This window comes from Xylophilus sp. PBN-3R (assembly GCF_057747805.1).
The window spans coordinates 1,717,174-1,743,188 of sequence record NZ_CM173225.1 but is presented as its reverse complement, the minus strand read 5'-3'; the positions used below and the strand labels follow the sequence as shown (position 1 = coordinate 1,743,188).

Genomic DNA, 26,015 nt, shown 5'->3' with positions numbered 1-26,015 from the left:
CGGTATCACCCGCCTCCATCGGCGGGCAAAACCGCGGGATTGTACCAACCGAGAAAGGGGCCATCACGCAGGACGAACCCTGTGCCGACCTTGATGCGGATGTGGTGCCCGCGGGTGGTGCACGCGCGCACCTGCCGCAGCAGTTCAGACAGCTGTGCGGCCTCGGGGGTAGTACCGTGCGAACGACGCAGCCACAGGCGCACGACCATCGCCTGGCGTCCGGCGGACAGGGCCTGCAAGGCCGACAGGCGGGGCGGCGAGCCGACGGCCTGCAAGTCGGCGGCGGCGACTTCGTCCAGCACCGATTGCGCCTCGGCCGCGTGGCGGGCGCTGCGGGCAAAAGTGCTGCGGAAATGGGGGAACGCGGCCGCCAGTACCGGCAGCAGACGGGCGCGGATGCGGTTGCGGGTGTAGCGCTCGTCGATGTTGGTGGGGTCTTCCATCCACTGCAGTCCCTCGGCACGGGCAGTCGCGCGGATCATGTCGGCACTGACGGCGAGCAAGGGGCGCAAGAATTCGACATCACCGCGTCGCCAGCGGCCGGGCATGCCCGCCAGACCTGCCAGCCCGGCGCCGCGGGACAGGGCCAGCAACACGGTTTCGACCTGGTCGTCGGCATGCTGGGCCAGGGCGATGCTGGCGATGTTTTCTGCCTGTGCGTATGCGTCCAGCGCTTCGTATCGGGCGCGGCGTGCGGCGTCTTCCGGGCTGTCGCCGGGCGCATGACGGGCATCGACGCGCTGCACGGTCAGCGTCACTCCCAGCCGGGCGCACAAGGCTTCGCAATGCGCGACAAATCCATCGGCTGCCGCCTGCAGTCCGTGGTGCACATGCACCGCCCTCACCTGCCCCGGCCAGCGGCGTGCGCAGGCGGCCAGCAACGCGGTCGAGTCCGCACCGCCGCTCAGGGCCACGGCCAAAGGAAATACAGGCGACATGGCAGCAACGGCAGCCGCGACAGGATCGGAAAAGACAGGGCTCATGAAAAACACAACGCCCCGGCCGCATGAAGCGCGCCGGGGCGAACAGGGTGAACCGGTCGGATGGCTGCCCGCTTATTTGGCGACGACGTCGGCCTTGGTGTCGGTGTAGCGGCCGTAGCTTTGCAGGCGTTCGTATCGGCGGTCCAGCAGGTCGGGTGTCTTCAGGTCGTGTACCTGGCGGAATGCGTCGCCCAGCGCGCGCTTCAAAAAGGCCGCCATCTGCTTGGTGTCGCGGTGCGCGCCACCCACCGGTTCGCTGACGATCTTGTCGACCAGGCCCAGCGCCTTCAGGCGGTGGGCGGTGATGCCCAGCGCGTCGGCTGCGTCTTGTGCCTTGTCGCTGGTCTTCCAGAGGATGGATGCGCAACCCTCGGGGCTGATGACCGAATACACCGAGTACTGCAGCATCAGCACCTGGTCGGCTACCGAGATGGCCAGTGCGCCGCCTGAGCCACCCTCGCCGATGATGGTGGTGATGATGGGCACTTCGAGTTGCGCCATCTCGAAGATGTTGCGGCCGATGGCTTCGGACTGGCCGCGTTCTTCGGCGTCGATACCGGGATAGGCGCCGGGCGTATCGACGAAGGTGAACACCGGCAGCTTGAACTTCTCGGCGGTCTTCATCAGGCGCAGCGCCTTGCGGTAACCCTCCGGTTTGCTCATGCCGAAGTTGCGCAGCCCGCGTTCCTTGGTGTCGCGTCCCTTCTGGTGGCCCAGCACCATGCAGGCGTTGCCGTTGAAACGCGCCAGGCCGCCGACGATGGACAGGTCGTCCGCAAAATGCCGGTCGCCATGCAGTTCGACGAAGTCGGTGAAGATCTCTCGGATGTAGTCCAGCGTGTAAGGGCGCTCCTGGTGCCTGGCGATCTTGGTGATCTGCCACGGCGTCAGGTCGCTGTAGATGTCCTTCGTGAGCTGAAGGCTCTTCTTGCTCAGCTGGTCGATCTCTTCGGAGATGTCAACCGCGGATTCGGTCTGCACGTATCGCAGTTCTTCGATCTTGCCTTCGAGTTCCGCAATCGGCTGCTCGAAGTCCAGGAATGTTTTTTTGGCCAAGGCTTTGGTCCTCCTTAGGTCCTGCCCCGTCAAGGCTGTCGGGCAGGCGCGGTGTTCATCAAGAAACAGCCGCAAATGTCAATCAATATTCGACGGGCAGGGGGTCTAGCGACCGCCAAATATACCAAGTTGCCACGCTGCAGTAAGGGGCCCAGGCAGCGGCCACCTCGCGCGCATCGCTGCGGCTGACCGATTCGCCCGAGAAGTAGTTGCTGCTGATGCCGGCGATAAGGCCCAGGTCGTCCAGCGGCAGCACATTGGGCCGCATCAGGTGGAAGATGAGGAACATTTCGGCGGTCCAGCGTCCGATGCCGCGGATGGCGATCAGCTCGGCAATGATGTCCTCGTCGTCCATCGACTCCCAGGACTTGAAGTGCACCGTGCCGGAATCGAAGTGCAGCGCCAGGTCGACGATGTATTCGACCTTGCGGGCGGAAAGGCCGGCGGCGCGCATGTCGTCGACCTTCAGCCGGAGCACGTTGGCGGCCGTCATTCGACGCGGCAGCGCGCTGAAACGTTCCCACACCGCCTGCGCCGCCTTCACCGAAATCTGCTGGCCGACGATGCTGCGTGCCAGCGTGGTGAAGGCATCGCCGCGGGTCTGCAGGCAGGCATTGCCGAACTGCGGAATGAGGCGTTTCATCACACGGTCCTTGGCCTGCAGATGCTCACATGCGGCCTGCCAGTACTCGGGCGTGAAAACGGGCGTTTCGGCCTCGGCTTTCCTGGCGGCGGCCTTCTTCGCGACCGGTGCGGCGGCTGCCACCTTTTTGGCGGCGGGTTTGGCGACGGCCTTGGTGGCGACCCTGGCAGCAGCGGATGGCGCGCCCTGCTCCACCGCGGTCACCACAGCGGCGTCGACCTTCGCAATCGCCTTGCGGACGGTCGCTTTTTTTGCGGCGGCTTTCTTCGCGACCGCTTTCTTGGCGACAACTTCCTTCGCGGCGACCGCGGTCTTTTCGGCGACCGGACTCACGCGGTTTCCCAGGTCGTGCCGGCCGGAGTGTCCTTGAGCACCACACCGCTTTCCAGCAGTGATTTGCGGATGCGATCGGCCTCGGAGAAATCGCGTGCCAGCTTGGCTGCGGCGCGGGCCTCGATCTGCGCCAGGATGGCCGCCTCGTCCAGCGCGGCGCCGGCGGTGAGATATACCCGCGGGTCGGATTGCAGCAGCCCCAGCATGCCGCCCAGCGCTTTCAGCAGGCCCGCCTGTTCCGGCGTGGGGTTGCGGTTGACGGCGGTGGCCAGGTCGAACAGAACCGCCAGCGCCTCGGGCGTGCCGAAGTCCTCGTCCATGGCGGCCTGAAAACGCGCAGCGAACGGGTCGGCCCAGTCGATGGCCGGCGGCACCACGGCCTCGACCGCGCCCAGCGCGGTATACAGCCGTCGCAGCGAAGCCCGTGCATCGCGCAGGTGGGCGTCGCTGTAGTTCAGCGGGCTGCGGTAATGGCTGCGCACGATGAAGAAACGGATCGTCTCGGCATCGAAAACCTTCAGCACGTCTCGGATGGTGAAGAAGTTGCCCAGGCTCTTGGACATCTTCTCGTCATCGACGTTGATGAAGCCGTTGTGCATCCATACCCGCGCCAGGGCCTGGCCGTTGGCGCCTTCGCTCTGGGCGATCTCGTTCTCGTGGTGCGGAAACTGCAGGTCGGCACCACCGCCGTGGATGTCGAATGTCTCGCCCAGCAAGGCGCAGCACATGGCCGAGCATTCGATGTGCCAGCCGGGGCGACCCATGCCGTAACGGCCGTCCCATTTGGCTTCGTCGGGTTCGTCGGCCTTGGCGGCCTTCCAGAGCACGAAATCCAGCGGGTCCTGCTTGCCGCCGGCAACCGCCACACGCTCGCCGGCACGCAGTTCGTCGGGTGACTTTCCGGACAGCTTGCCGTAGCCGGCGAACTTGCGCACCGCGTAGTTCACGTCGCCGCCGTCGGTCCGGTAGGCCAGGCCGCGCTGCTCCAGGGTGCCGATCATCGACAGCATCTGGGGCACGTAATCGGTGGCGCGCGGTTCGTGGGTGGGGCGTTCGATGCCCAGGGCGTCGGCGTCTTCGTGCAGCGCGTCGACCATGCGGTCGGTCAGCGACCGCATGCTTTCGCCGTTCTGGAGTGCGCGGCGAATGATCTTGTCGTCGATATCGGTGACGTTGCGCACGTAAGTCACCCGCAGGCCGGTGGCACGCAGCCAGCGCTGCACCACGTCGAAGGCGACCATGGACCGGGCGTGGCCCAGATGACAGAGGTCATAGACCGTCATTCCGCAGACATACATGCGGACATGGCCAGGCTCGATGGGGGAAAACTCCTCCAAAGCACGCGAAAGCGTGTTGTAGATGCGCAAACTCATGGGAAATTATTTCGGTACACGGGGCGGCGGTGCTGGCCGTTTTTCCGCGTTGCGTCGAACGCTTGCCATCATCGCAAACGCCGCGCCCGCCGGGCACCTGTGTGTATGGCCCCAACGGCTACAATCCGCGCCAGTATAAAGCCCTGCAGCCTGTCAGCTTTAACTTACAACCGGCGATTCAGCCGGTTCTTTTTCTCATTTTGGCTTCCCTCTCGAGGTTCTATGTACCCTGGCGCCGCCGTACTCCCACCATTCTTCAGATGCCTGGCAGCAGCACTGGTCGCCAGCACCCTCATGGTCGGACAGGCTTATGCCGACGATTATTCGGACGTCAACCAGTTGATCCGATCCGGCAAGCTGGCCGACGCTCAGGCGCGTGCCGATAAATACCTGGCAGGCAATCCGCGCGACCCGCAGATGCGTTTCCTGAAGGGCGTGATCCAGACCGAGTCCGGCAAGCAGCCCGACGCGATCGCCACGTTCGCCGCTCTCACCCAGGAATACCCGGAACTGCCGGAGCCGTATAACAACCTGGCCGTGCTCTACGCCAACCAGAAGCAGTACGACAAGGCTCGCACCGCCCTGGAAATGGCCATCCGCACCAATCCCAGCTACGCCACCGCCCATGAAAACATGGGCGACGTGTACGCCAAGCTGGCCAGCCAGGCCTATGCACGCGCACTGCAGCTGGATTCGGGCAACACCAACGTGCCGCCCAAGCTGGCCCTGATCCGCGACCTGTTCACGCCGAGCGTCACGGCCACCCGCGGCAAGACCAATGTCGCTGCTGCGGCACCGATCGCACCGGCTCCCGCTGCACCGGCACCGGCACCTGCTCCGGCTCCGGCACCCAAGCCCGCCCCCGCGCCGCCGGCCCCGGCGCCCGTCCCCGCGCCAGCTCCGGCACCCACCCCGGCCCCGGTGCCCACCCCCGCCCCCGCTCCGGTGCCTGCACCCGCCCCGGCCCCGGCCCCGACGCCGGCACCGGCTGCATCGGCATCGTCCGAAAGCCGCGAGGCAGTCGAATCCGCCGTCAAGGCATGGGCCGCGGCCTGGGCCGGCAAGGACATGAAGGAATACCTCGCCGCCTACGGGCGCGACTTCAAACCGGCCGGCAAACAAAGCCGCGACGCCTGGGAAAAAGAACGCCGTGCCCGCATCGTCGGCAAGTCGCGCATCAAGGTCGCCATCAGCGATTTCGAGATCACCGTCGACGGCAACAAGGCCACCGCACGTTTCCGCCAGGAATACAGCGCCGACTCGCTCAACGTGACCAGCCGCAAGACCCTCGAAATGGTGAAGGCCGGCGGGAACTGGGTGATCGTTCGCGAGTCAACCGGTTGACCCTTCCTGCGGTCGATATCGAGCTCGTCGATCCGTCGACGGGCTCGGCGCCCCGGTTTTCATTTCCTGATTCCTGATTCCTGATTTCTGCCTTCATGCCGACGAGCGCCATCCGTGCGTCCCTGTGCCTGGCATGCGCTTCGGCGCTGCTGATCGCGCCGACCTCCTCCTTTGCAGCCAAACGCGAGCGCGGCCTGGCACGCACCGCCGTGCCACAAGACCTCCGAAAGGACGGCGATGCCGAAACGCGGCTGATCCACGTCTACCGCCTGGTCGGTGAAGGCGAGGGTTCGAAGGCCCTGGCCATGGCCGAAAAGCTGGTGGCCGACTATCCGCAGTTCCAGCTGGGACAACTGGTCTACGGCGACCTGCTGGCCTTGCGTGTGCGCCCTGTGCGCATGCTGGGCGATCTGCCCGATGCCGACCAGCACGACGCTCCCGCCCTCGATGCGCTGCGCCTCGAATCCGCCATGCGCCTGAAGGCACTGCGTGAAAGGCCGCCCGCCGGCGCCGTGCCTTCGCAGTTCGCCAGGCTGGCACCCAGCAGCAAACACGCCATCGCGGTCGATGCGTCCCGCTCACGGCTGTACCTGTTCGAGAACAGCGCAGCCGGCATGAAACTCATCGCCGACTACTACATCTCGGTCGGCAAGTCCGGCATCGAGAAGGCGGTCGAGGGCGACATGCGCACACCGCTGGGCGTGTACTACATCACCGGCAGTCTCGACCCGCGCACGCTGAAGGCTTTCTACGGCGTCGGCGCGCTGCCCATCAACTACCCCAACCCGCTCGACACCCGGCAGGGCAAGACCGGCGGCGGCATCTGGCTGCACGGCACGCCGTCAGAGCAGTTCTCGCGCCCGCCGCTGGCCACCGACGGTTGTGTGGTGGTCGCCAACCCCGACCTGCGCCGCATCCTGCAGACGGTCGAGCCGCGCTCCACGCCGGTGGTGATCGCCGAACGGCTGCAATGGGTGCCGCCGCAGGCTTCTGCCGCCGCTGCCCAGGCCTTCGAGGCCGCCTTCAACAACTGGCGCAGCGCCAAGGCGGCAGGCGACATGGTGCGCACCCTCAACTACTACGCGCCCGACTTCAACAGCTACGGCAAGACTCTTGCCGACTGGTCGATCGTGGTGCAGCAGGACATGGTGCGCAATGCGCATCGCCCGCTGCAATCCAAGGACCTGACGTTCCTGCACTGGCAATCCGGCACCGTGAACAGCATGGTGGTCACCTTCGGCGAGGTGCCCGACGGCGCCGCCACCGGACCGGTGCGACGCCAGTACTGGCTGCTGCTGCAGGGTCAATGGAAAATCATTTTCGAGGGAACGATCGGTTGATCGTTCCATAGGCACCTTTCAGGCAACCTCAAACGGACGAACATGCTGAAGACAAACCTGCTTTCCCGCCGCACCTGCGCCTTCCTGGTCGGCGCCCTGATAGCTGCCGGCAGCGCCATGGCGCAAGCCCCGGCCGCCACGCCCGCATCCCCGAAGGTCAGGCTGAGCACCAGCCAGGGTGACATCGTCATCGAGCTCAATGCACGCAAGGCGCCCCACACGGTCGCCAATTTCCTGCAATACGTGAAGGAAAACCAGTACGACGGCACCGTGTTCCACCGGGTGATCGACGGCTTCATGATCCAGGGCGGGGGTTTCGGCCCGGACATGAAGGAAAAGCCGACCCGCGCACCCATCGCCTTCGAAACCACCGGTCTCACCAACGACCGTGGCACCATTGCCATGGCGCGTACCAGCAATCCCAATTCGGCCACCGCGCAGTTCTTCATCAACGTGAAGGACAATGCCATGCTCAACCCGCCCAGCCCCGATGGCTACGGCTACGTGGTCTTCGGCAAAGTGAGTTCCGGCATGGACGTGGTCGACAAGATCCGCGCCGTCGCCACCGGCAGCAAGGGCCCGCACCAGAACGTGCCGGTCGAACCGGTGCTGATCCGCTCGGCTGCCGTGCTGCCCTAAATCAACCACTCTTTTCATCCAGGAGCCCCAACACATGAGCAACCCGCAAGTCGAACTGCACATCAAGAATTTCGGCGTCATCACGCTCGAACTCGACGAAGCCAAAGCGCCCAAGTCTGTCGCCAACTTCCTGGCCTACGTCGCCAAGGGCCACTACGACAACACCGTGTTCCACCGTGTGATCCCCGGTTTCATGATCCAGGGCGGCGGTTTCGCCCCCGGCATGGACCAGAAGCCCACCGACGGCCCGATCGACAACGAAGCCAACAACGGCCTGAAGAACGACAAGTACACCGTCGCCATGGCGCGTACCAATGCACCGCATTCGGCCACCGCGCAGTTCTTCATCAATGCAAAGGGCAACACCTTCCTGAACCACACGGCCCCGTCCGCACAGGGCTGGGGTTATGCCGTGTTCGGCAAGGTGGTCGGCGGCACCGACGTGGTCGACAAGATCGAAGGCGTCAAGACCGGCCGCAAGGGTTTCCATGACGACGTGCCCGTCGAAGACGTGATCATCGAGAAGGCCGTTGCCATCTAAGCTGGCAGCCCTGTCGACCGTCGCTGCGCCTGCCGCGTGGCGCACGGTCGACTTCATTTCCGACCTGCACCTGCAGGCCGACGAACCGGCCACCGTGGCCGGTTTTGCCGCCTATCTTCGGCAGACACCCGCAGATGCGGTTTTCCTGCTGGGCGACATCTTCGAAGTCTGGATCGGCGACGATGCTGCCCATACCGGCAGTTTCGAGTCCCGCATCGCCGGGCTTCTGCACATCGCGTCGCAAACGCACGCCCTCTTCTTCCTGCATGGCAACCGCGATTTCCTGGTGGGCCAGACCTATCTCACGAATGCCGGGGTCAGGTTGCTGGAAGACCCGTGCGTCCTGCAATGGCAGGGCCGCAACTGGCTGCTGAGCCACGGCGACGCGCTGTGCCTCGGCGACATCGACTACCAGCAGTTCCGCACCCAGGTGCGCGGGCCGGCCTGGCAATCGGCCTTCCTCGCCAGGCCGCTAGAGGAACGCCGGGCCATCGCCTGCGGACTGCGCAAGGCGAGTGAGGCACGCAAGGCCACCGATGCCGAATACGCCGATGCCGATCCGCTGATGACCGCCGGCTGGCTCGACCGCGCGCAGGCGGCCACGCTGATCCACGGTCACACCCACAAACCGGCCGACCATACGCTGCCCGATGGCCGCCGCCGCATCGTGCTGTCCGACTGGGACATGGCTGCCACCCCGCCGCGCGCCGAAGTGCTGCGCCTCGGATTCGACGGCGTGGCCCGGCGGATCCCGCTGACATGAGTCTTTGGCAGCGGCTGGCCGGCCTGTGGCAGCCGGCGCCCCGCCCCATTCCCGACACACTCTGGGCCGAAACCCTGCGGCGTTGGGCGTTCCTTTCCGAGGGCCGCGGCCCGGCCGAATGGGTGCGACTTCGAAAACTGGCCGAAGCGTTCCTGGGCCGCAAGCAGTTCCACGGCGCCCACGGCCTTGAAGTGAGCGACGCCATGGCCGCCGCCATTGCCGCGCAGGCCTGCCTGCCGCTGCTGCATTTCGGCGCTCCGGCCCAGGCGCTGCGCTGGTACGACGACTTCGTGGTGATCGTGGTCCAGCCGGGCGAAGCGGTCGCACAACGCGAGGTGACCGACGAAGCCGGCATCGTCCACCGTTACCGCGAGGCGCTGGTCGGCGAAGCCATGGAGCGTGGCCCGGTGATGCTCAGCTGGGCCGACATCGAGGCATCGGCCGGCAGCGGCGAATCCGGCTACAGCGTGGTGATCCACGAGTTCATCCACAAGATGGACATGCGGACCGGCGGTGCCGACGGCCTGCCGCCGCTGCCGCCCGGTTTCATGGGCAGCCGCAATGCGCGCGAGGCCCGCGCCGCCTGGCTGTCGGTGATCGAGCCGGCCTATGAGCACTTCCGCGAAAAGGTGATCGTGGCCGAACGGTTCGGCGGCGCGCCCACCTGGCTCGACCCTTACGGCGCGCAGTCGCTCAGCGAATTCCTGCCGGTCGCCTGCGAGGCGTATTTCACCCGGCGCCAGCGCTTCGGCACCGAATTCCCGACGCTGCTGCCGCTCTTAGACCGGTTCTTCAACCGGCCGGACTGAGGGTCCGCGTCCTTACCAGCTGTAGCGGCCGGTGAGATACACGCTGCGGCGTTCGCCGTAATAACAACCGGCCGATGCCAGGCAGGTCGCGACGTAGTTCTTGTCGCCCAGGTTGGCCACGTTCAGCGCCAGCCGCACGCCCTTCATCGAGTTCGTCAGGCGGCCCAGGTCCCAGCGGATGGCGGCGTCGACCAGCGTGACGCCAGGTGAGCGGTACAGGTTGGCTACGTCGCCGAAGCTGGCGCTGGTGTGGCGCACGCCGGCACCGACGGCCAGACCCGGCGCGACGTCGGACTGGAAGCTGTAGTCCAGCCACAGCGCGGCGGTGCGTTCGGGCGCGTAGGCGAATCGTTTGCCCAGCGTGCTGGCGCCGCTGGCGTTCGGGTTGGCGCGGGTCACGCGGCTGTCGGTGTAGGCGTACGAGGCGATGGCGTCCAGGCCGCGCATCAGCGGGCCACGCGCTTCCAGTTCCAGGCCGCGCACACGCACTTCGCCGGTCTGGGTGCTGAAGGCCAGGCTCAGCGGATCGGGGGTCAGCACGTTCTGCTGGGTGAGTTCGTACACCGATGCGGTCAGCAAAGCCTTGGTTCCGGCCGGCTGGTACTTCACGCCGGCTTCCGACTGCTTGCCGGTGGTCGGTGAAAACACGTTGCCGTTGCGATCGGTGCCGGCGGCCGGCTGGAACGATGTCGAATAGCTGACGTAGGGTACGACACCGTTTTCGAAGGCGTACATGAGCGCGGCACGGCCGGTGAATTCGCCGTCGTTCTGGTCGGCCGACGCGGTGCGGCCGGTCGAGGTGGTCAGCGTGCGGGTGGCCGTGTCGGCCCGGTCGTGACGCCCGCCCAGCACCACCGTCCAGCGGTCGATGCTCATCTGGTCCTGTGCATACAGGCCGATCTGGCGGCGCTTCTGGTCGATGTGCGTGGCGACCCCCGGCACCATGCCGCTGTCCAGCCCGAAGACCGGGTTGTAGGCGTTGAATGGCGTGGTGATGATGCGCAGACTGGTTTCGTCGAACTTCGACTTTTCGTTGGAGAAATCCACGCCGACCAGGGCCTTGTGGCGAACCGCGCCGGTATTGAAATCGGCCTGCGCCTGGTTGTCCACGGTGAACAGTTCGGCCTGTTCCGGGAAGGCCCACGCGTACCGCAGCAGCGACGACGGATTGCAGGCTGCCAGGCAGAAGGCCTGGATACGCCGGGTCTCGGCGGTCACCTTGCCGTAGCGCAGGTTCTGCCGAAGGGTGAAGGTTTCGTCCAGCTTGTGCTCGGCCTCGTAGCCGATGAAGTTCTGGCGGTTGGTGAAGCGGTCGTAGCCGGGTTCGCCCACGAAGGTGCGGGTGGGCAGCGCGGCAAAACGTGTGGTGTCCAGCGTGCCGGCCGCGGTCAGTGCGGGTGCGCCGCCGCCGCCCGGCGAGTCGAGGTTCTGCCAGTGCGCCATCACCGTCACCTTCGTGGCGTCCGACGGGCGCCAGGTCAGCGAAGGGGCCAGGTAGCTCTTGCGCTCCGACACGTAGTCGTAGCTGGTGTCGGCTTCGCGGTGCAGGCCGACCAGGCGATAGCTCAGCGTGCCGTCATCGTCCAGCGCGCCGCCGAGGTCGAAAGCCGCCTGTTTGCGGTTGTGGCTGCCGGCCTGTACCTCGACGGTACGGATGGTCTCGGTGGTCGGCCGTTTGCTGACCATGTTGACCAAACCTCCGGGTGTCGTCTGGCCGTAGAGAACCGAAGACGGCCCCTTTACCACCTCGACCCGTTCCAGGCCCCAGGGTTCGATGCGCGGCTGCGAATAACCGCGGGCACCGAAAGGCAGTCGCAGGTTGTCGAGGTAACGCGCCGGCGGCGTGAAACCGCGCAGCGTCAGCCAGTCCAGCCGCAGATCGGTGTTGCCGTATTGCGCCACGATGCCCGGTGTGTAGCGCAGGCCTTCGATCAGCGTGGTGCTGCCCTGGGCATCCATCTGTTCGCGGGTGACGACCGAAATCGACTGCGGTGTTTCGAGGATCGACGTGTCTGTCTTGGTGGCCGACACACTGCGGCCGGCCACGAACCGCGTGCCGGGGCCGACCGGTGATTCGGTCGCGGCCGGAGCCTGCACGATCACCGTGCTGAGGGTCGCGGCGGCGCTCGGACCGGTCGTGCCGCCGTTACCCGCAGGCGCCCGGCGCAGGGTATAGACGTTGCCCGCCCCACGCGCCAGCTGCAGGCCGCTGCCGGCCAGGGCACGCGCCAGGCCTTCCTCGGCAGTGAACCGTCCACGCACGCCCGGGCTTTCGATGCCCTGCGTCAAAGAAGCCTCGGCCGACAGCATCACGCCCGATTCGGCGGCGACACGGCCCAGCACCGCGGCGAGCGGACCGGGCGCGACGGCGTAGTCGTGGACTACCTGCGCCATCGCACTGGTGACGGTCAGCGCCGCGGCCATCGACAACAGGCTGGGTGCGGCCTTCAGGGCGCGCACCAGGTGGCTACGGGACACACGCAGGGCGCGGCGATGGGCGCGGTGATGGGCGGATTTCATGGAACGGTGGTCGGGAAAAGGAAGAAAACCAAAAGCGGTTACCTCCATGCCAGCCGAGCCTCGGAAAAGGGAACCGGCCCGGCCGGAATATTTCAATCGCCGGCTCCGACCATCACCCACCACGGCAGCGGCCGATGCAGACGCACCGGCAGCGTTGCCTGCAGCGCGTCCAGCACCCGGTCGGTGTCTGCCAGCGGATAGGCGCCCACGATCCGCAGGTCGGCCACCGCATCGGCGCACAACAGCACGCCGCGCCGATAGCGCCCCAGTTCGGCCACGAAATCACCGAGCCGCATGCCGTCGGCCACCAGCACGCCGCGGGTCCAGCCATCGGCCTGCGGCGGTATGGCGCCCAGCGGCTCGACCCGGTCCTGCCGCACCCGTGCCTGCTGGCCGGCAGCGATCACCAGCGCGTCGCTCGAAGAGGCGGGTTGTGCCCGCACCGCCCCCTCGAACACGGTCAACAGCACCGATTCGCCGGCTTCATGCCGCACCGCGAACCGTGTGCCCAGCGCCTGCAGGCGAGCGAAGGGGACATCGACCACCAGCGTCCGTTTCCGGATGTCGTGGCCGCTGGTCAGCAGCAGTTCGCCGGCATGCAGCACGATGCGGCGCAGGGCGGGTGAATAGTCGACATCGGCGGCGCTGTCGGTGTTGAGCCAGAAGCGACCGCCGTCGGCCAGCAGAACCTCGCGCCGTTCGCCGGTGCGGGTGCGGTAGGCGGCGTTCCAGCCGCGCCACGACGGCTGGCTTTCCGCCAGCCAGCCGGCCAGGCCGGCCACCGGCAACAGCGCCAGCGCCCGCAGCAGGTTGCGCCGGCTGTGCGAGATTCGCGCCCTGCCCTCCAGCGCGGCACGGGCCGGAAGGCGCGACAGGCCGGAGAAACCAGTGGCCAGCGTCTCGACCCTCTGCCAGGCGGCCTGCGGGCCCGGGCCGGTTTCCAGCCAGCGTTGCCAGCCCTGCCGGTCGCCTTCGCTCGGGTGGTCGGATTGCAGCACCGCGAACCACTCGGCGGCCTGTCGCAGGTCGTCGAAACCGGCCGCGCCGTCGTCCAGCCTGCCGCTCATGCGTGCTCCAGCAACAGGCACTGCAGCATCGCCTGCGCCATGTATTTCTTGACCATGCGTTCGGACACCGCCAGCTGAGCGGCGATGGCGGCATAGGTCAGGCCGTCGAGTTGCGACAGCAGGAATGCGGAACGCGCCTTGGGATTGATCCGGTCGAGCATGGCGTCGACGAGTTGCAGGGTCTGCAGCGCCACCAGCCGGTCTTCAGGAGAAGGCGCCAGGTTTTCGGGCAGGCCGGCCAGGGCGGACATCCAGGCCCGCTCCAGGTCCTGCCGCCGCCAGTGGTTGACCACCACGCCGTGGGCGATGGTTCGCAGAAACGCGCGTGGCTCCTGCAGCGCCGGCAACTGCGGCGACGACATCATCCGCACGAAGGTATCGTGCGCCAGGTCGGCAGCGCCGTGGGCGTTGCCCAGGCGGCGCTGCAGCCACGCCTTCAGCCAGCCGTGGTGATCGCGGTAGATCGTCTCCACCGAAACCGGCGCCGACGGGGACAAGGGTGCGGACATGGAAAAAAGATGTGACAGGCAGCCCGGGTGGGGTCCTGTCGATAAGAATAGTTCTCATTCTATCCACACGACGCAGGCCGTCGCGGTAAAACTCCGGGTATCGACCGGCATCGACCCATGCCGACCCCGCATAAAATCATCCGATGCGGTGGCTTACCCGTGAGGAACAGCCGCCTGCGACATCACCCGGCTCCCCGACGCCGGCCGCCTTGACCCCGATGAGACGAGTACACGCGCCCATGACGCCTGAAGAGATCCTGAGCACCTACGGCCCCCGCGAGGCCATGGAATACGACGTGGTGGTGGTGGGCGGCGGCCCGGCCGGCCTGTCCGCCGCCATCCGCCTGAAACAGCAAGCCGCCACTGCCGGCACCGAGGTCTCGGTGGTGGTGCTGGAAAAGGGTTCCGAACCCGGCGCGCACATTTTGTCGGGCGCCATCATGGACCCGATCGCCATCACCGAACTCTTCCCCGACTGGAAGGAACGCGGCGCTCCGCTGAACCAGCCGGTGACCGAAGACGCCTTCTTGTTCCTGGGTGAAAAAAGCGCGGTTCGCACCCCCAACTGGCTGCTGCCCAAGTGTTTCCACAACGAAGGCAACTACATCGTCAGCCTGGGCAACGTCACCCGCTGGCTGGCCGAGCAGGCCGAGGCGCTGGGCGTGGAGATCTTTCCCGGCTTCCCGGCGGCCGAAGTTCTCTACAACGAGGACGGCTCGGTCAAGGGCGTCGCCACCGGCAACATGGGCATCGGCAAGAACGGCGAACCCGGCCCGGACTTCCAGATCGGCATGGAACTGCACGGCAAGTACACGATCTTTGCCGAGGGTTCGCGCGGCCACCTGGGCCGCCAGCTCATCGACCGGTTCGCGCTGGCCAAGGACAGCGATCCGCAGAGCTACGGCATCGGCATCAAGGAACTCTGGGAAATCGACCCCAAGCGCCACCAGCCGGGTTTCGCCCTGCACAGTTCGGGCTGGCCACTGGACGCCGACACCTACGGCGGCTCTTTCCTGTACCACGCCGAAGACAACAAGGTGGTGGTGGGTTTCGTGGTGGGCCTGGACTACCAGAATCCCTACATGAGCCCGTTCGAGGAATTCCAGCGTTTCAAGACGCACCCCAACGTCCGCTGGTATTTCGAGGGCGACGAAGCCCAGGGCGTCAAGCCTGCCAAACGCATCAGCTACGGTGCCCGCGCCATCACGGCCGGCGGCTTGCTGGCCCTGCCCAAGACGGTGTTCCCGGGCGGAGCGCTGATCGGCTGCGAAGCCGGCTACATGAACGCCAGCCGCATCAAGGGCAGCCACGCAGCCATCAAGACCGGCATGCTGGCTGCAGAGGCCGCCTTCGAGGCCCTGGCTGCAGGCCGCCAGCACGACGAATTGACCGCCTACCCGGAAGCCTTCAAGGCGAGCTGGTTGTGGACCGAGCTCAACAAGGCGCGCAACTTCAAGCAGTGGTTCAAGAAGGGCCGCAACATCGCCACCCTGATGACCGGCGTCGAGCAATACCTGCTGAAGGGCAACATTCCCTGGACGCTGCACCGCACCGAGCCCGACCACAAGCGCCTCAAGCCGGCCGCAGGCTTCAAACCCATCAAATATCCCAAGGCCGACGGCAAGTTGACCTTCGACCGGCTCTCGAGCGTGTTCATCAGCAACACCAACCACGCCGAAGACCAGCCAGCGCACCTGACGCTGAAGGACCCTACGGTGCCGGTGCGCATCAACCTGCCCGAATATGCCGGTCCCGAGCAGCGCTACTGCCCGGCCGGTGTTTACGAGTTCGTGCCCGACGAAGTCAACGCCGGCAAGGAACGCCTGCAGATCAATGCGCAGAACTGCGTGCACTGCAAGACCTGCGACATCAAGGACCCGACGCAGAACATCGTCTGGGTGACGCCCGAAGGCGGTGGCGGGCCGAACTATTCGGGCATGTAGGCCTGATCGAATGAAAAGCCGGGGTTTGTCCCCGGCTTTTTTTTATGCCTGTGCGCCGGCCGCTCCACAAAAACCCCGATGGCACCCGGGATTGCGCTTTCCATAATGACTCGCAGGCAAACAAGGAGACAAACCCATGCCCGAGATGATGAGCGTCGAGAGCGCAAGAAGCGCCAAACGTGCCCTGCTGTCCGCTGCCGCCGCGGCGATGCTGGTGGCCCTGGCACCTGCCGGGGTCCAGGCCCAGACCGTGCTGAAGATCGGCTACGCCACGGCCCGGGACTCGCACTACGGCGTCGGCTCGGGCACGTTCTGCGACGAGGTCGAACGCGGCACCCAGGGCCGATACAAGTGCCAGCATTTCGCCAACTCGGCGTTGGGCGGCGAACGCGAGCAGATCGAGGCGCTGCAACTGGGCACACAGGACCTGCTCAACACCTCCACCGGCCCGGTCGGCAACTTCGTGCCCGAGATGCGCATCGTCGACCTGCCCTTCCTGTTCCGCGACTATGCACACGCCCGGAAGGTGCTCGACGGACCGATCGGCCAGAACATGCTGGCGCAGTTTCCCAAGCACGGCCTGGTGGCCCTGGCCTGGACCGAAAACGGCTTCCGCCAGATGACCAACAGCAAACGCGACATCGTCAAGCCCGGCGATGCGGCCGGCCTGAAGATGCGCACCATGGAAAACAAGGTGCACATGGAGGGCTACAAGACCTTCGGCATCCAGCCCACGCCGATGGCCTTCCCCGAACTGTTCGGCGCGCTGCAACAGGGCACCGTCGACGGCCAGGAAAACCCGATCCCGGTCATCCTGTCGGCCAAGTTCGCCCAGGTGCAGAAACACCTGTCGATGACCAACCATGTCTACTCGCCCTCGCTGCTGCTGATTTCGCCGCGCACCTGGGACAAGGTGTCGGCCGCCGACAAGGTCGTGTTCCTGGAAGCCGCCCGGAAGGGCGCCGCCGCCCAGCGCAAGAAGGTCAACGACGACGAGGACCAGGGCATCGCACAGCTCGAGAAAGCCGGCATGACGGTCACCCGCAACGTCGATTCCGCTGCGTTCCGGGAGGCCATCAAACCGGCCTATGTCAGCTACGCCAAGGAATTCGGCGCCGACAAGATCAAGCAGATCCAGGACGTGCAATAAGCCCGCCCGGCCCCCTTTCCGGGGGCTCGCACCGCCCGCTGGCCGACAACGGCTCGGGCGGTGCTTTTTTAAGCGCGCATCACGCCAGCGAGAACAACAAGAATCGGGAGCGGAAAACCAAATGCAGAAATTCGAGCACTATTTCCTGGCCGCCAACCGCTGGGCGCTGATCGCCCTGCTGGCGGCCATGTCGGTCATCATTTTCGTGAACGTGGCCATGCGTTACCTCACCAGCCAGTCCATCGAATGGTCGGAAGAAGTGGCCCGCCACATGATGATCTGGCTGACCTTTCTCGGCGCCGGCCCGGTGCTGCGCTACGGCGGCCACATCGCCGTCGAGAACCTCCAGGACGCCCTGCCCCGCGCCGGCGCCATCGCCATGCGCGCCGTGGTCGCCGCCCTGCTCTTCGCCTTCTTCGGCTTCATGGTCTGGTACGGCTGGATGTACATGCAGCGCACCATGTTCCAGCTGACTGCCGTCACCCAGGTTCCGTTCGCCTACATCTACAGCGCGATGGCCATCGGCGGGGTCCTGCTGATCGTGCATTTCTTGCTGGTGGTCAAGGGCTACGTGATGGACCGCAGCTTCCCGTCCGATGAGCATTTCGATGCAACGGCCAGTGCATCGCTCTGAGGACTGAAAAACCATGAACCCCAGTCTCGTCCTCATCGTCTCGGCCTGCCTGTTCCTCGCCATCGGCGTGCCGGTGGCCTTTGCCCTGGGCATGGCCACCGTGGCCACGCTCATCCTTTCGACCACCTTCCCTTTGCTGGTGCTGCTGAAGGAAACCTTCACCGGCATCGACAGTTTTCCGCTGATGGCCGTGCCCTTCTTCATCCTCGCCGCCGAGCTGATGAGCGGCGGCTCGCTGACCGAGGTGCTGCTACGTTTCGCCGGCCAGTTCGTCGGCCACAAGCGCGGCGGCCTGGGCTACACCAACGTGGTGGCGCTGACCTTCTTCTCGGGCATTTCGGGTTCGGCGCTGGCCGATGCGGCCGGCCCCGGTTCGATGCTCATCCGCATGATGGACAAGGCCGGCTACGACCGCGCCTACGCCGCCGCGCTGACCGCGTCGACCGCCATCGTGGGACCGATCATCCCGCCGTCGATCATCATGATCATCTATGCGCTGCAGGACGATTCGGTATCGGTGGGCGCACTGTTCGCGGCCGGCATATTGCCCGGCCTGCTGATCGCCGCGGCCATGTGCGTGGTGAATTACCGAGTGTCGAAACAGCGCAACTACCGGGGCTCGGGCAGCCTCCCGCCGCTGCGCGAAATCCTCGCCACCACCTGGAAGGCCATTCCCGCGATCCTGCTGCCGGTGGTCATCCTGGGCGGCATGCGGGCCGGCTGGTTCACGCCGACCGAGGCATCGGTGGTGGCGGTGTTCTATGCGCTGCTGTGCGGCAAGTACGTGTACCGCACGCTGGCCTGGAAGGCGGTGCCGGACATCCTCGCCCGCTCGGCCCTGCTGTCGGCATCGGTGCTGATCATCATCGGCCTGTCGGCCTCGTTCGCCTGGGTGCTGACCATCGAGGGCGTGCCGCAGCAGATGGCCGACTGGCTGATCGGCATGAACCTGTCGCCGTGGATGTTCCTGATCGCGGTCAACATCTTCCTGCTGCTGTTCGGCATCTTCATCGAGCCGTTGCCGGGCGTGATGGTGCTGGCGCCCATCCTGGCGCCGGTCGCACTCAAGCTGGGCGTCGACCCGACCCACTTCGCCATGATCGTCATCGTCAACCTGACGCTGGGCATGATCACCCCGCCGGTGGGCGGCCTGCTGTTCGTCACCTGCAATGTGTCCAAGGTGCCGATGAGCAAGCTGGTGCGCGAACTGGTGCCGTTCCTTTGGGCGCACGGCGTGGTGTTGATCCTGCTGACCTTCGTGCCCGCGCTGAGCACCTGGCTGCCGCGGGTCTGGGGCTTCATCCGCTGATCAGGGCGAACGGTACGCCTGCTCGTAGCGGTCCAGCAGGGCGGCCTGCGACCAGCCGGACAGCGAGCTTTCGTGCGCCACCCGCACCGCGGCCTGGCGTGCCATTTCCTGCAGGCGCTCCGATGAAAACGGCGTGGCGCCCAGCAAGCCGTAAACAAGCACCGGGTCCACTTGCGGCCGGCTCATCCAGCCGTCGACCAGCGGACGATCGATCACGGAACGGAAAGGCCCCGGAAGATCCGAAGGCCGGATGCCGCTGGCCACCGCATAGGGCAACGGCGCCTCGAAGCTGGTGACCCATGCGGGCCGGCCCGCCTGCCAATCGCCGCAGCGTGCAAGGGCCGACAGCGTCAGGGCCGCGGACAGTTCGGGCTCGAACGGCTGCAGCCGGTATTGCGGATACAGCCGTACATGCCACAGCACCTGCGACGCCCTCTGGTACCGGGACAGGGGCCGGCAGTCGGCGCCGGCCGGCACCTCGCGGAAACCGGCCTCGAACAGGCGCAGGCGCAGGTAGAACTCGTCGTTCCAGTGCAGCGTCATGACGGTGGCCGCATGCCCGCTTCCTTCCGCATTCCAGGCGTCCCGGGCGTCCACGCCGCGGACGACCTTCCGGACCTGCGCCATGCTGGCATCGACCGCCCCTTGCCAGCGTTGCCACAGGAAGGGCGACCAAAGCCGTCCGGACATCACCCGGGGGCCGTCCTTCATGGCCGGCAGTAGCGGCGGCAGCGCCATCGACAACACCCCCGCCGCGGCGAGCGCGGCCGCTGCGCCTTTCTGCCACCGGGTGCCGCGTCGATGCCACGCGCGCAGCATCCGCCAGCCCTGGCCGGCGAACAAGGCCACCAGCGGCGCAAGCAGCGGCAGGTAATAGCGGATCTCGCCAGCGCTGCGCATCGAATGGAACAGCAGCGCCAGCGGATACAGCCAGAAGGCAGCCAGCCAGACCTGGAAGCGCCAGCCCTGCGGCCGATATCGCCGGGAATGCCAGAAACGCCAGATGCCGGGCAGCAGCAGCAAGGGCGTGATCGCGCCCAGGAAATACATCACCGACGCCTTTCCGGGAAACCTCCCGTGGTCGCCTGAAAAACTGCTGAAATGGCGCAGCAGGGGCCTGGCATCCCAGGGGCTGCCGCCGTTGAAATGGGCTGCCAGAAGATGCGTCAGCACGCCGGCCGCCAACAAGGTCGCTCCGCAGGAAATCGCCATCGCGGGCCGGCGTTGCCGCAGCACGAACAGCAGCGCCACCAGAGGCAGCGCCAGCAGTCCGTCGATGCGGCAAAGCACCGTGCAGACCGCCAGCACGCCGGTGGCCGCGGCCCAGGCGTGGGCCGACACCGCGCGCCGGCTGCCGGTGCGCCAGACCGCGCACACCGCCAGCGTCGAGAACGCCGCTGACACCAGGTTGTCGTTGAAATAGAAACCCAGTTCGACCAGCCCGGGCGTCAGCACACAGACGAAAAGCCCGACACGCAAAGGCACGCCGCCCATCTGCCGCGCAGCCTGTGCCGAGGCCCAGACCAGCACCGCGACGCTGACCGCCACCAGCGTCCGGAAACCCGCGTCCCCGCCCAGACCGAAGACCGCGTCGGCCAGCGCCAGAATGTCGACCACGCCGGGCCGGGTCAGGAAGATGTACTGGCTGATCACCGGTCGCGCCAGGTCGTGGCCGGCAATGGAACCCTGCTGCGCCAGCACCAAAGCCAGGAACTGGATCTGTGCCGAAAACCCCTCGACATGCACCGAGGTCAGCGCCGGCGACAACAGCCAGGCCGACAGGCACAGCGCCAGACCCCGGCCCAGCCGCCGACGCCTGCCCGTCGTCATGCCCGCAGCCCGTCCATGCTCACCCGCAACACCGCCGCACCGAAGGCCCGTCCTGCCGCCAGGCCGATATCGGAATCCTCGATCACCAGGCATTCGTGGGGTTCGAACCCCAGGCGTCGCGCCGCCAGGCGGTAGGCCTCGGGGTCCGGTTTGTGGTGGCTGACGTCGTCGCCGGTGACCGCCAGATCGAACAGCGCGGCAATGTCCGGCCGGCTCGCCAGCACAACTGCCACGTTGGCGGCGGACGCGGTCGTCACCAGGGCAAGCTGTGCCCCCGAACGCCGGAGCTGCTGCAGCAGCATGACCAGCGGATCGTTGAAAAGGGTGTGTGCGGTGGTCTCGCGGTACAGCTGCCGCTTGCGGTGCGCCACTCCCGCTGCCGTGGCGTCGCCGCCGACCCGGGCCAGCATGGATGGCAGGAACTGCCGCCAGTTGCGGCCGACCGCCTCGCGCTGGAAAGTGGCGCGGTCCACCGCCACGCCGCATTCGGCCAGGGCCCGGGAATAGGCGCGGAAGTTGGCTTCTGCGGTGTCCGCCAGGGTGCCGTCGAGGTCCACCAGGCAGGCCTTGAAGTTGCCGTGTTCAAGCATCCCAGCGCTCCCGGTATTCGTGCAGCAGCACGCTGGCGCAGGCAAAGAAAGCCAGCCCCTTCTGCGGGTTCTGGCGGATCTTGTAGGGCACCAGCCGCAGGTAATGCACCAGTTCGTGGAAATACGCCTCGCGAACCGCTCTCTCGCCCGACTGCTGCAGCAGCAGGCCGTCGACGAACTGGTGCAACTGCGTGTAGACCTGAGACCGGGTGAAAGGCAGGCCAATGCGGCAACCGTCCAGCGTGCAGTGGTGGTGCCGGTTCAGCCCTTCGTAGCCGAGATGCAACGACTGCAACATCTTGGCCCAGTCGATCAGCGGGCTGTTGAACACGTTGTTCGGATTGGGGTCGATGAGGTACCAGCCCGGCCCCACGCCAGGCGCCACGATGATGTTTTCGACGGTCAGGTCACCGTGGACCACGGTAGAGGATTCCAGCGTCACCTGGCGCGACAACCAGGCCGGGTCGAGCAGGCGGTTCCAGTCGTCGAGGTGGAAATGGCTGCCGTTGATCTGGTAGCGCCCTTCCGGCAGCAGGGTGCGGGCAAAGGCCAGCACCCGGTCAGCATTGGCCGCCGCTTTCTGCTGCAGGTAGTTATCGATGGTGGCGCGGTCCGTGTGTTCCTGGCGGTGGCGCAGATGAAGCGCCGACACCTGCGCCAGCACTTCGCCCAGGATCGTCCGGCTGCCTTCGAAGGGAGTTGAATGGATGAAGTCGAAGAAGTCGTTGGACGGCACCACCAGCGGCATGTCGTAGAAATAGGCGTCAGGAGAGGCGTTAGGCGTGGCGTTCGGCTTGGCGTGCCCGGCAAGCACCTGCACCAGAGACAGGTCTGCGGTACGGTGCTGCAGCAGCCAGTCTTGCTGTGCCTTCAGTTTCTGGCCGGCCTCGCCCGATGCGAACTTGCGGATGACCAGCCGATCGGCCTGTTCGACCAGCGCGGTGATGGCCTCTGAACCACCGTCGTACAACTTGTGCACCGTGCCCTGCTCCAGCGCCTCCAGCCCGAAACGCGAGGCGCCCTTGTTGTCGCCGCTGAACAGGGAGGCCAGAAAATAGTCGTATTCGGCCTCGGCCTTGAAGCGGCGCCGCGCCCCGCCCCGCACCGCCCGGCCGGCGTACCAGCCGTAACGCCGCCGTCCCTGCATCAGCCGGAAGAAACGCGGCCATTGTTTCAGCCCGCCATAGGCGATCACCGCCAGCACCGGAAGACCGGCGAAAAGCGCCAGCGCGGATGCATGCAGCCACTGGCCCTCGCCGTCCGGCACCAGCCGCGAGCGCAGCGGCGCGCCCATCATCTCGGTGAAGGTCTGGTCGAAACGGGCGTTCACGGCGTGCGCGAAAAGCAAATACGACAGCAGGTAGAGCGCCCACATCAGCACACTCGCCACCAGGAAACGCATGCGCAGCAACGCGCCGCCCGCCACCAGTTCGCCCAGCGTCCAGGCAAAGTCGACGAGCCTGAAACGAACGGTGTTGTTGAAGACCGAAGCCAGGTTCCAGATGCCCCGTCGCACCCTTTGCGACTGCTGCACACCCACACAGAACAAGACCGTCACGAACACAAGCACAAACCCCAGCACCGAAAACGGCCAGGCCCGGCTGCGGCTTCCATCCCACGCCACCAACCCCGACAGCAGCGACACCACCAGCACGTCGCTGAGACGCTCGGCCACGACCGTCGCCGCCACATAGGGCAGGCGCTGTGAAGTGCGGCGGCTGACGAACCAGGCACGCAGCAGCTCGCCCAGGCGAAACGGCAACACCGCATTGGCCGCATAACCCACCGCCAGGCCGAGCAGCAGATGAAACCGCTTCAACAGGTCGCCCGGCGAAAACAACACCGCCCAGCGCGCCGCCCGCACCACGTGGGCCAGCAACAGCGCAGCCGTCGCCGCCAGGAGGTAGCAGACCGCGAACGCGGAGAACGTCGGCACCGACATCGACCTAGACCCAGCCCAACAGCGGTGCGAAACGTCCCGCCGTCATGGCCTGGAGTTCGTCCGGCGTGCCGAAGGACCGATGGGTCCTTGCGTGCAGCACTCCGATGCGGCGCCTGCGTTGAATCAGCAGGTTGAATATGCCGCTCATGAACAACTCGTCGTAAGGGCAGTATCTTGAATAATCCAGGAAGACCGATTGAAACTCCGCGGCACTGGAAAGGAAATAACAGCCACCAATGGCGTGCGGACTGACCGGTTTCTTTTCGGCGGTCCGAACCACAAGTTCGCCGCCACCCGCGGCTTTTTCGATCTCGGCGTATGAATATGCCGGGTCGTGCGACCGGAAACACAGGAGCGAACCTTGCAGGCTGGCGTTTGAATGATGACCAAACTGCGCGAGTGGCTTTTCCAGGTCATCCACTTCGAACGCATGGTCACAATCGTTCACGGCCAGCGGGCCGTCACCAGCGACATGCCGAACGCCGATCAACGCGCTTTCGGCTGCGCCAGAGGTTATATCCGGGATCCGCACGACCGTTGCATCGGGATAATAGGAAAGCACAGCATCGTCCAAGCCGAATATGCGGCAATGCTCTTCGAGCACCACAAAAATCATTTGCCGCAGAGCGGTCTGCCGTCGCAGGCTTTCCGTGGCCCACCAGAACAATGGTCGACCGAACAAAGGGATCAAAGGTTTGGGAAGCTCGAAACCCGCGCTGGAAAACCGGGAGCCGCGACCCGCCATCGGCATCACCATCGAAAGCCGGTTCATGCGATTCCCTGGGCCAGCAAGGGGAATATCACGTCGAACCGATATTCCGCGTGGCGAATCGTCCGCTGGTCGGTCATCGCGAATTTCGCCGGATGGAGCAGGCGACTCCACAATATGGCAACGGTACGCCAAGCCTGCGATGTCAACCGCACATTGGACACCTGGTCGTCTTCGCGCCACGAGATCGGAAAATAAACCACCGGTAGTTTTTTTTCGAACATCCCCATGAACAGAAATATGTTGAACCGGAGATCGTCCGAATACCGGACGATCTCCGGAGACCGCATGGCCCGCGCACTGAAAATGTTCAGGCCCGACCCCAGGTCTTCCACCCGCCGGTGCGTCGCCCAGCTGAAGAGCTTGTTGAACACCCGGTTGCCGACAATGCGAAGGGCCGAATAGCCCTGTAGGTGGGAGCCGGTCGAGAACCGCGAACCCAGGCAGGCATCGTATTTTTGATGCCATTGTTTTTGGAGCGCCGGCAATATGTCCATTACGTCGGCCTGGTCGTCGCCGTGTAATACCATTACATGTGAATACCCGCGCCGCAGGGCAAAACCGAATGCCGCCTTGTGGGAACCGCCCAGGTTGAAGTTCTTTCGGTTACGCGCTACCCGTATATCCAGGCCGGGCAGGTCGAGGGCCGCCGCGATGGCCGCTTCGCAGGTTCCGTCCGTGCTTCCGTTGTCAAGCACCAGGATGGTTTCGATATAAGCAGCGATTGGTGACCGGAACTGCGTCAGGACCCGGGGAATCTGTCGCGCGCAGTTATAACAGGGAATAAGTACCAGGATACGATCAGACATGGGTTGACGAACGCCTCCAATATTTGACAAGACACCGGGATAGCAGGAAATTTGCAAGCAGCTGCGGCGGCGTCAACAACACCTTGCCGAGGAATGAAGTCCAGGCAATATCCGGGAAAACTCCAGATGCTTCCAATCCCTCCCTCGCACTGATGGCAACCGGCCCGATGAGCAAGGACACGACCAGAATATTGACAACCTGGTATGCCATATAAAACAGGGCACTGCCCCACACCGGATTTTCAGACGCATCGAATATCAGACGGCGAGATACCAGAAAAACCGCCAGGCTTGCGGCCATCGAACTCATGAAATTGGCGGCGCCCAGCGAAGTTTCCAGTCGGACCAATAGCAGCAGCAACACGCAATCCAGCAACCAGCCACCACCAGAAAGAGTGGCAAAACGAATGAAATTTTTCACGAAGGCGGTGGTGCAGACCCGGCAGATGAAATAACCCCAGCATTACATTGCGACTGAGTGTCTGCATGTTATGTGCGGTATCAAGAAAACCGCGGCGCAAGTTTTAGCGCCAGCGGGTCCCATCGGACTATCGCATTTAAAACCCACGATTTCCCGCCATGGCATGGACGGAATGCAGGACGCGGCCCGGTTGGCGCGCCCGGCCGAATCAGGCAAGCCGGTGCGCCGCCTTCTTGCCATCAGCGGCAGGCTCAGGACTAGCGCGCTGGCCCCCAGCGCCGCCGTCTCACGACGACCGCGAAGCCCGGCAGGATCAGCGCCGACACGCCGACGAACACGATCAGCGTACGGTCGGCGGCCAGGTCGGTCGTCCGGCCACCCCACACATTACCGATGGTCAGCCCGGTGCTGTACAGCACACGCCCCAAAAACCCACGAGTGGGCGCGGCGACTCAGGTGGTGACCTCCCTCGTTGCCATCGGCGAAACCGTTGGGGAACCAAGCTGCTTACGCTGTACCGCCATGTCGAGTGCATGGACACCGGCGAGGCTGAAGGTCAAAAACAGCCTTAACACATCGTCTGCGTTGATGTCGGGGCGTATTTTCTCGGCAGTCGGTTCGTCGATCCCGTTTCCAACGTGTGTCAGACACGCAGGACTTTTCCGAACATGAAAGTTGTCATCGCGCCCACTTCAAAA

Annotated in this window: 24 protein-coding genes; 10 read left to right on the top strand and 14 right to left on the bottom strand. The window is 65.4% G+C overall.

What is annotated here, in order from left to right; all coding sequences use genetic code 11:
- Window positions 1-5 precede the first annotated feature (5 nt).
- The 4 genes from tilS to cysS all read right to left on the bottom strand — a co-directional run bounded on the left by tilS (window position 6) and on the right by cysS (window position 4,388).
- Window positions 6-938, bottom strand: a complete 933-nt coding sequence (gene tilS / locus AC3ANW_RS08120) for a tRNA lysidine(34) synthetase TilS (RefSeq protein ID WP_488344675.1) — start codon at window positions 936-938, stop codon at window positions 6-8.
- 117 nt (window positions 939-1,055) lie between these two features.
- Entirely contained in the window at window positions 1,056-2,039 is a 984-nt protein-coding gene (locus AC3ANW_RS08115; RefSeq protein ID WP_488344674.1) for an acetyl-CoA carboxylase carboxyltransferase subunit alpha, read from the bottom strand.
- An 82-nt stretch (window positions 2,040-2,121) separates the two neighbouring features.
- The gene (locus AC3ANW_RS08110) at window positions 2,122-2,805 is read right to left on the bottom strand and encodes a DNA-3-methyladenine glycosylase family protein (protein WP_488345383.1); all 684 of its coding nucleotides are present in this window, start codon (window positions 2,803-2,805) and stop codon (window positions 2,122-2,124) included.
- A gap of 206 nt (window positions 2,806-3,011) precedes the next feature.
- Window positions 3,012-4,388, bottom strand: a complete 1,377-nt coding sequence (cysS, locus tag AC3ANW_RS08105; protein ID WP_488344673.1) for a cysteine--tRNA ligase — start codon at window positions 4,386-4,388, stop codon at window positions 3,012-3,014.
- 222 nt (window positions 4,389-4,610) lie between these two features.
- Here cysS and AC3ANW_RS08100 point away from each other — a divergent pair, with 222 nt between their 5' ends.
- From AC3ANW_RS08100 to AC3ANW_RS08075, 6 genes are all read left to right on the top strand, one after another.
- Entirely contained in the window at window positions 4,611-5,732 is a 1,122-nt protein-coding gene (locus AC3ANW_RS08100; protein ID WP_488344672.1) for a L,D-transpeptidase Cds6 family protein, read from the top strand.
- 95 nt (window positions 5,733-5,827) lie between these two features.
- A complete protein-coding gene (locus AC3ANW_RS08095) occupies window positions 5,828-7,072 on the top strand; it encodes a L,D-transpeptidase family protein (protein WP_488344671.1) in 1,245 nt (414 codons plus the stop codon).
- A 42-nt stretch (window positions 7,073-7,114) separates the two neighbouring features.
- Window positions 7,115-7,711 (top strand): peptidylprolyl isomerase, encoded by a 597-nt coding sequence (locus tag AC3ANW_RS08090; protein ID WP_488344670.1) that lies wholly within the window; start codon window positions 7,115-7,117, stop codon window positions 7,709-7,711.
- A 34-nt stretch (window positions 7,712-7,745) separates the two neighbouring features.
- On the top strand, window positions 7,746-8,252 hold the full coding sequence (locus AC3ANW_RS08085; RefSeq protein ID WP_488344669.1) for a peptidylprolyl isomerase: 507 nt from the start codon (window positions 7,746-7,748) through the stop codon (window positions 8,250-8,252).
- Entirely contained in the window at window positions 8,242-9,015 is a 774-nt protein-coding gene (locus tag AC3ANW_RS08080; RefSeq protein WP_488344668.1) for a UDP-2,3-diacylglucosamine diphosphatase, read from the top strand. The genes AC3ANW_RS08085 and AC3ANW_RS08080 overlap by 11 nt, the downstream gene beginning before the upstream one ends.
- A complete protein-coding gene (locus tag AC3ANW_RS08075; RefSeq protein ID WP_488344667.1) occupies window positions 9,012-9,824 on the top strand; it encodes a M90 family metallopeptidase in 813 nt (270 codons plus the stop codon). Before AC3ANW_RS08080 ends, AC3ANW_RS08075 begins: the two co-directional genes overlap by 4 nt.
- A gap of 12 nt (window positions 9,825-9,836) precedes the next feature.
- Here the strand turns inward: AC3ANW_RS08075 and AC3ANW_RS08070 are convergent, their stop codons facing one another.
- The 3 genes from AC3ANW_RS08070 to AC3ANW_RS08060 all read right to left on the bottom strand — a co-directional run bounded on the left by AC3ANW_RS08070 (window position 9,837) and on the right by AC3ANW_RS08060 (window position 13,920).
- Window positions 9,837-12,344, bottom strand: coding sequence for a TonB-dependent siderophore receptor (locus AC3ANW_RS08070; protein WP_488344666.1), 2,508 nt, complete (start codon window positions 12,342-12,344; stop codon window positions 9,837-9,839).
- 92 nt (window positions 12,345-12,436) lie between these two features.
- Window positions 12,437-13,411 carry a FecR domain-containing protein gene (locus AC3ANW_RS08065; protein ID WP_488344665.1) on the bottom strand — a complete coding sequence of 325 codons (975 nt, stop codon included), beginning with the start codon at window positions 13,409-13,411 and terminating at the stop codon, window positions 12,437-12,439.
- Window positions 13,408-13,920, bottom strand: a complete 513-nt coding sequence (locus AC3ANW_RS08060) for a sigma-70 family RNA polymerase sigma factor (RefSeq protein WP_488344664.1) — start codon at window positions 13,918-13,920, stop codon at window positions 13,408-13,410. The genes AC3ANW_RS08065 and AC3ANW_RS08060 overlap by 4 nt, the downstream gene beginning before the upstream one ends.
- 239 nt (window positions 13,921-14,159) lie before the next feature.
- On the opposite strand from AC3ANW_RS08060, the gene AC3ANW_RS08055 reads away from it, so the two are divergent.
- From AC3ANW_RS08055 to AC3ANW_RS08040, 4 genes are all read left to right on the top strand, one after another.
- A complete protein-coding gene (locus AC3ANW_RS08055; protein ID WP_488344663.1) occupies window positions 14,160-15,863 on the top strand; it encodes an electron transfer flavoprotein-ubiquinone oxidoreductase in 1,704 nt (567 codons plus the stop codon).
- A 208-nt stretch (window positions 15,864-16,071) separates the two neighbouring features.
- The gene (locus tag AC3ANW_RS08050) at window positions 16,072-17,013 is read left to right on the top strand and encodes a TRAP transporter substrate-binding protein (RefSeq protein WP_488345382.1); all 942 of its coding nucleotides are present in this window, start codon (window positions 16,072-16,074) and stop codon (window positions 17,011-17,013) included.
- 121 nt (window positions 17,014-17,134) lie between these two features.
- Window positions 17,135-17,647, top strand: a complete 513-nt coding sequence (locus AC3ANW_RS08045; protein WP_488344662.1) for a TRAP transporter small permease — start codon at window positions 17,135-17,137, stop codon at window positions 17,645-17,647.
- A gap of 13 nt (window positions 17,648-17,660) precedes the next feature.
- Complete coding sequence (locus AC3ANW_RS08040; RefSeq protein WP_488344661.1) at window positions 17,661-18,956, top strand: TRAP transporter large permease; 1,296 nt, start codon at window positions 17,661-17,663, stop codon at window positions 18,954-18,956.
- On the opposite strand, the gene AC3ANW_RS08035 is transcribed toward AC3ANW_RS08040, so the two are convergent.
- The 7 genes from AC3ANW_RS08035 to AC3ANW_RS08005 form a co-directional block, all read right to left on the bottom strand.
- Window positions 18,957-20,786 (bottom strand): hypothetical protein, encoded by a 1,830-nt coding sequence (locus AC3ANW_RS08035; protein ID WP_488344660.1) that lies wholly within the window; start codon window positions 20,784-20,786, stop codon window positions 18,957-18,959.
- Complete coding sequence (locus AC3ANW_RS08030) at window positions 20,783-21,376, bottom strand: HAD family hydrolase (protein ID WP_488344659.1); 594 nt, start codon at window positions 21,374-21,376, stop codon at window positions 20,783-20,785. The genes AC3ANW_RS08035 and AC3ANW_RS08030 overlap by 4 nt, the downstream gene beginning before the upstream one ends.
- Window positions 21,369-23,312 carry a lysylphosphatidylglycerol synthase transmembrane domain-containing protein gene (locus AC3ANW_RS08025; RefSeq protein WP_488344658.1) on the bottom strand — a complete coding sequence of 648 codons (1,944 nt, stop codon included), beginning with the start codon at window positions 23,310-23,312 and terminating at the stop codon, window positions 21,369-21,371. Before AC3ANW_RS08025 ends, AC3ANW_RS08030 begins: the two co-directional genes overlap by 8 nt.
- Before the next feature lie 10 nt (window positions 23,313-23,322).
- Window positions 23,323-24,090 (bottom strand): NTP transferase domain-containing protein, encoded by a 768-nt coding sequence (locus AC3ANW_RS08020; RefSeq protein ID WP_488344657.1) that lies wholly within the window; start codon window positions 24,088-24,090, stop codon window positions 23,323-23,325.
- A complete protein-coding gene (locus AC3ANW_RS08015; protein WP_488344656.1) occupies window positions 24,087-24,896 on the bottom strand; it encodes a glycosyltransferase family 2 protein in 810 nt (269 codons plus the stop codon). The genes AC3ANW_RS08020 and AC3ANW_RS08015 overlap by 4 nt, the downstream gene beginning before the upstream one ends.
- The gene (locus tag AC3ANW_RS08010; protein WP_488344655.1) at window positions 24,889-25,317 is read right to left on the bottom strand and encodes a GtrA family protein; all 429 of its coding nucleotides are present in this window, start codon (window positions 25,315-25,317) and stop codon (window positions 24,889-24,891) included. Before AC3ANW_RS08010 ends, AC3ANW_RS08015 begins: the two co-directional genes overlap by 8 nt.
- 257 nt (window positions 25,318-25,574) lie before the next feature.
- Window positions 25,575-25,736, bottom strand: a complete 162-nt coding sequence (locus AC3ANW_RS08005; RefSeq protein ID WP_488344654.1) for a hypothetical protein — start codon at window positions 25,734-25,736, stop codon at window positions 25,575-25,577.
- Window positions 25,737-26,015: the final 279 nt, after the last annotated feature.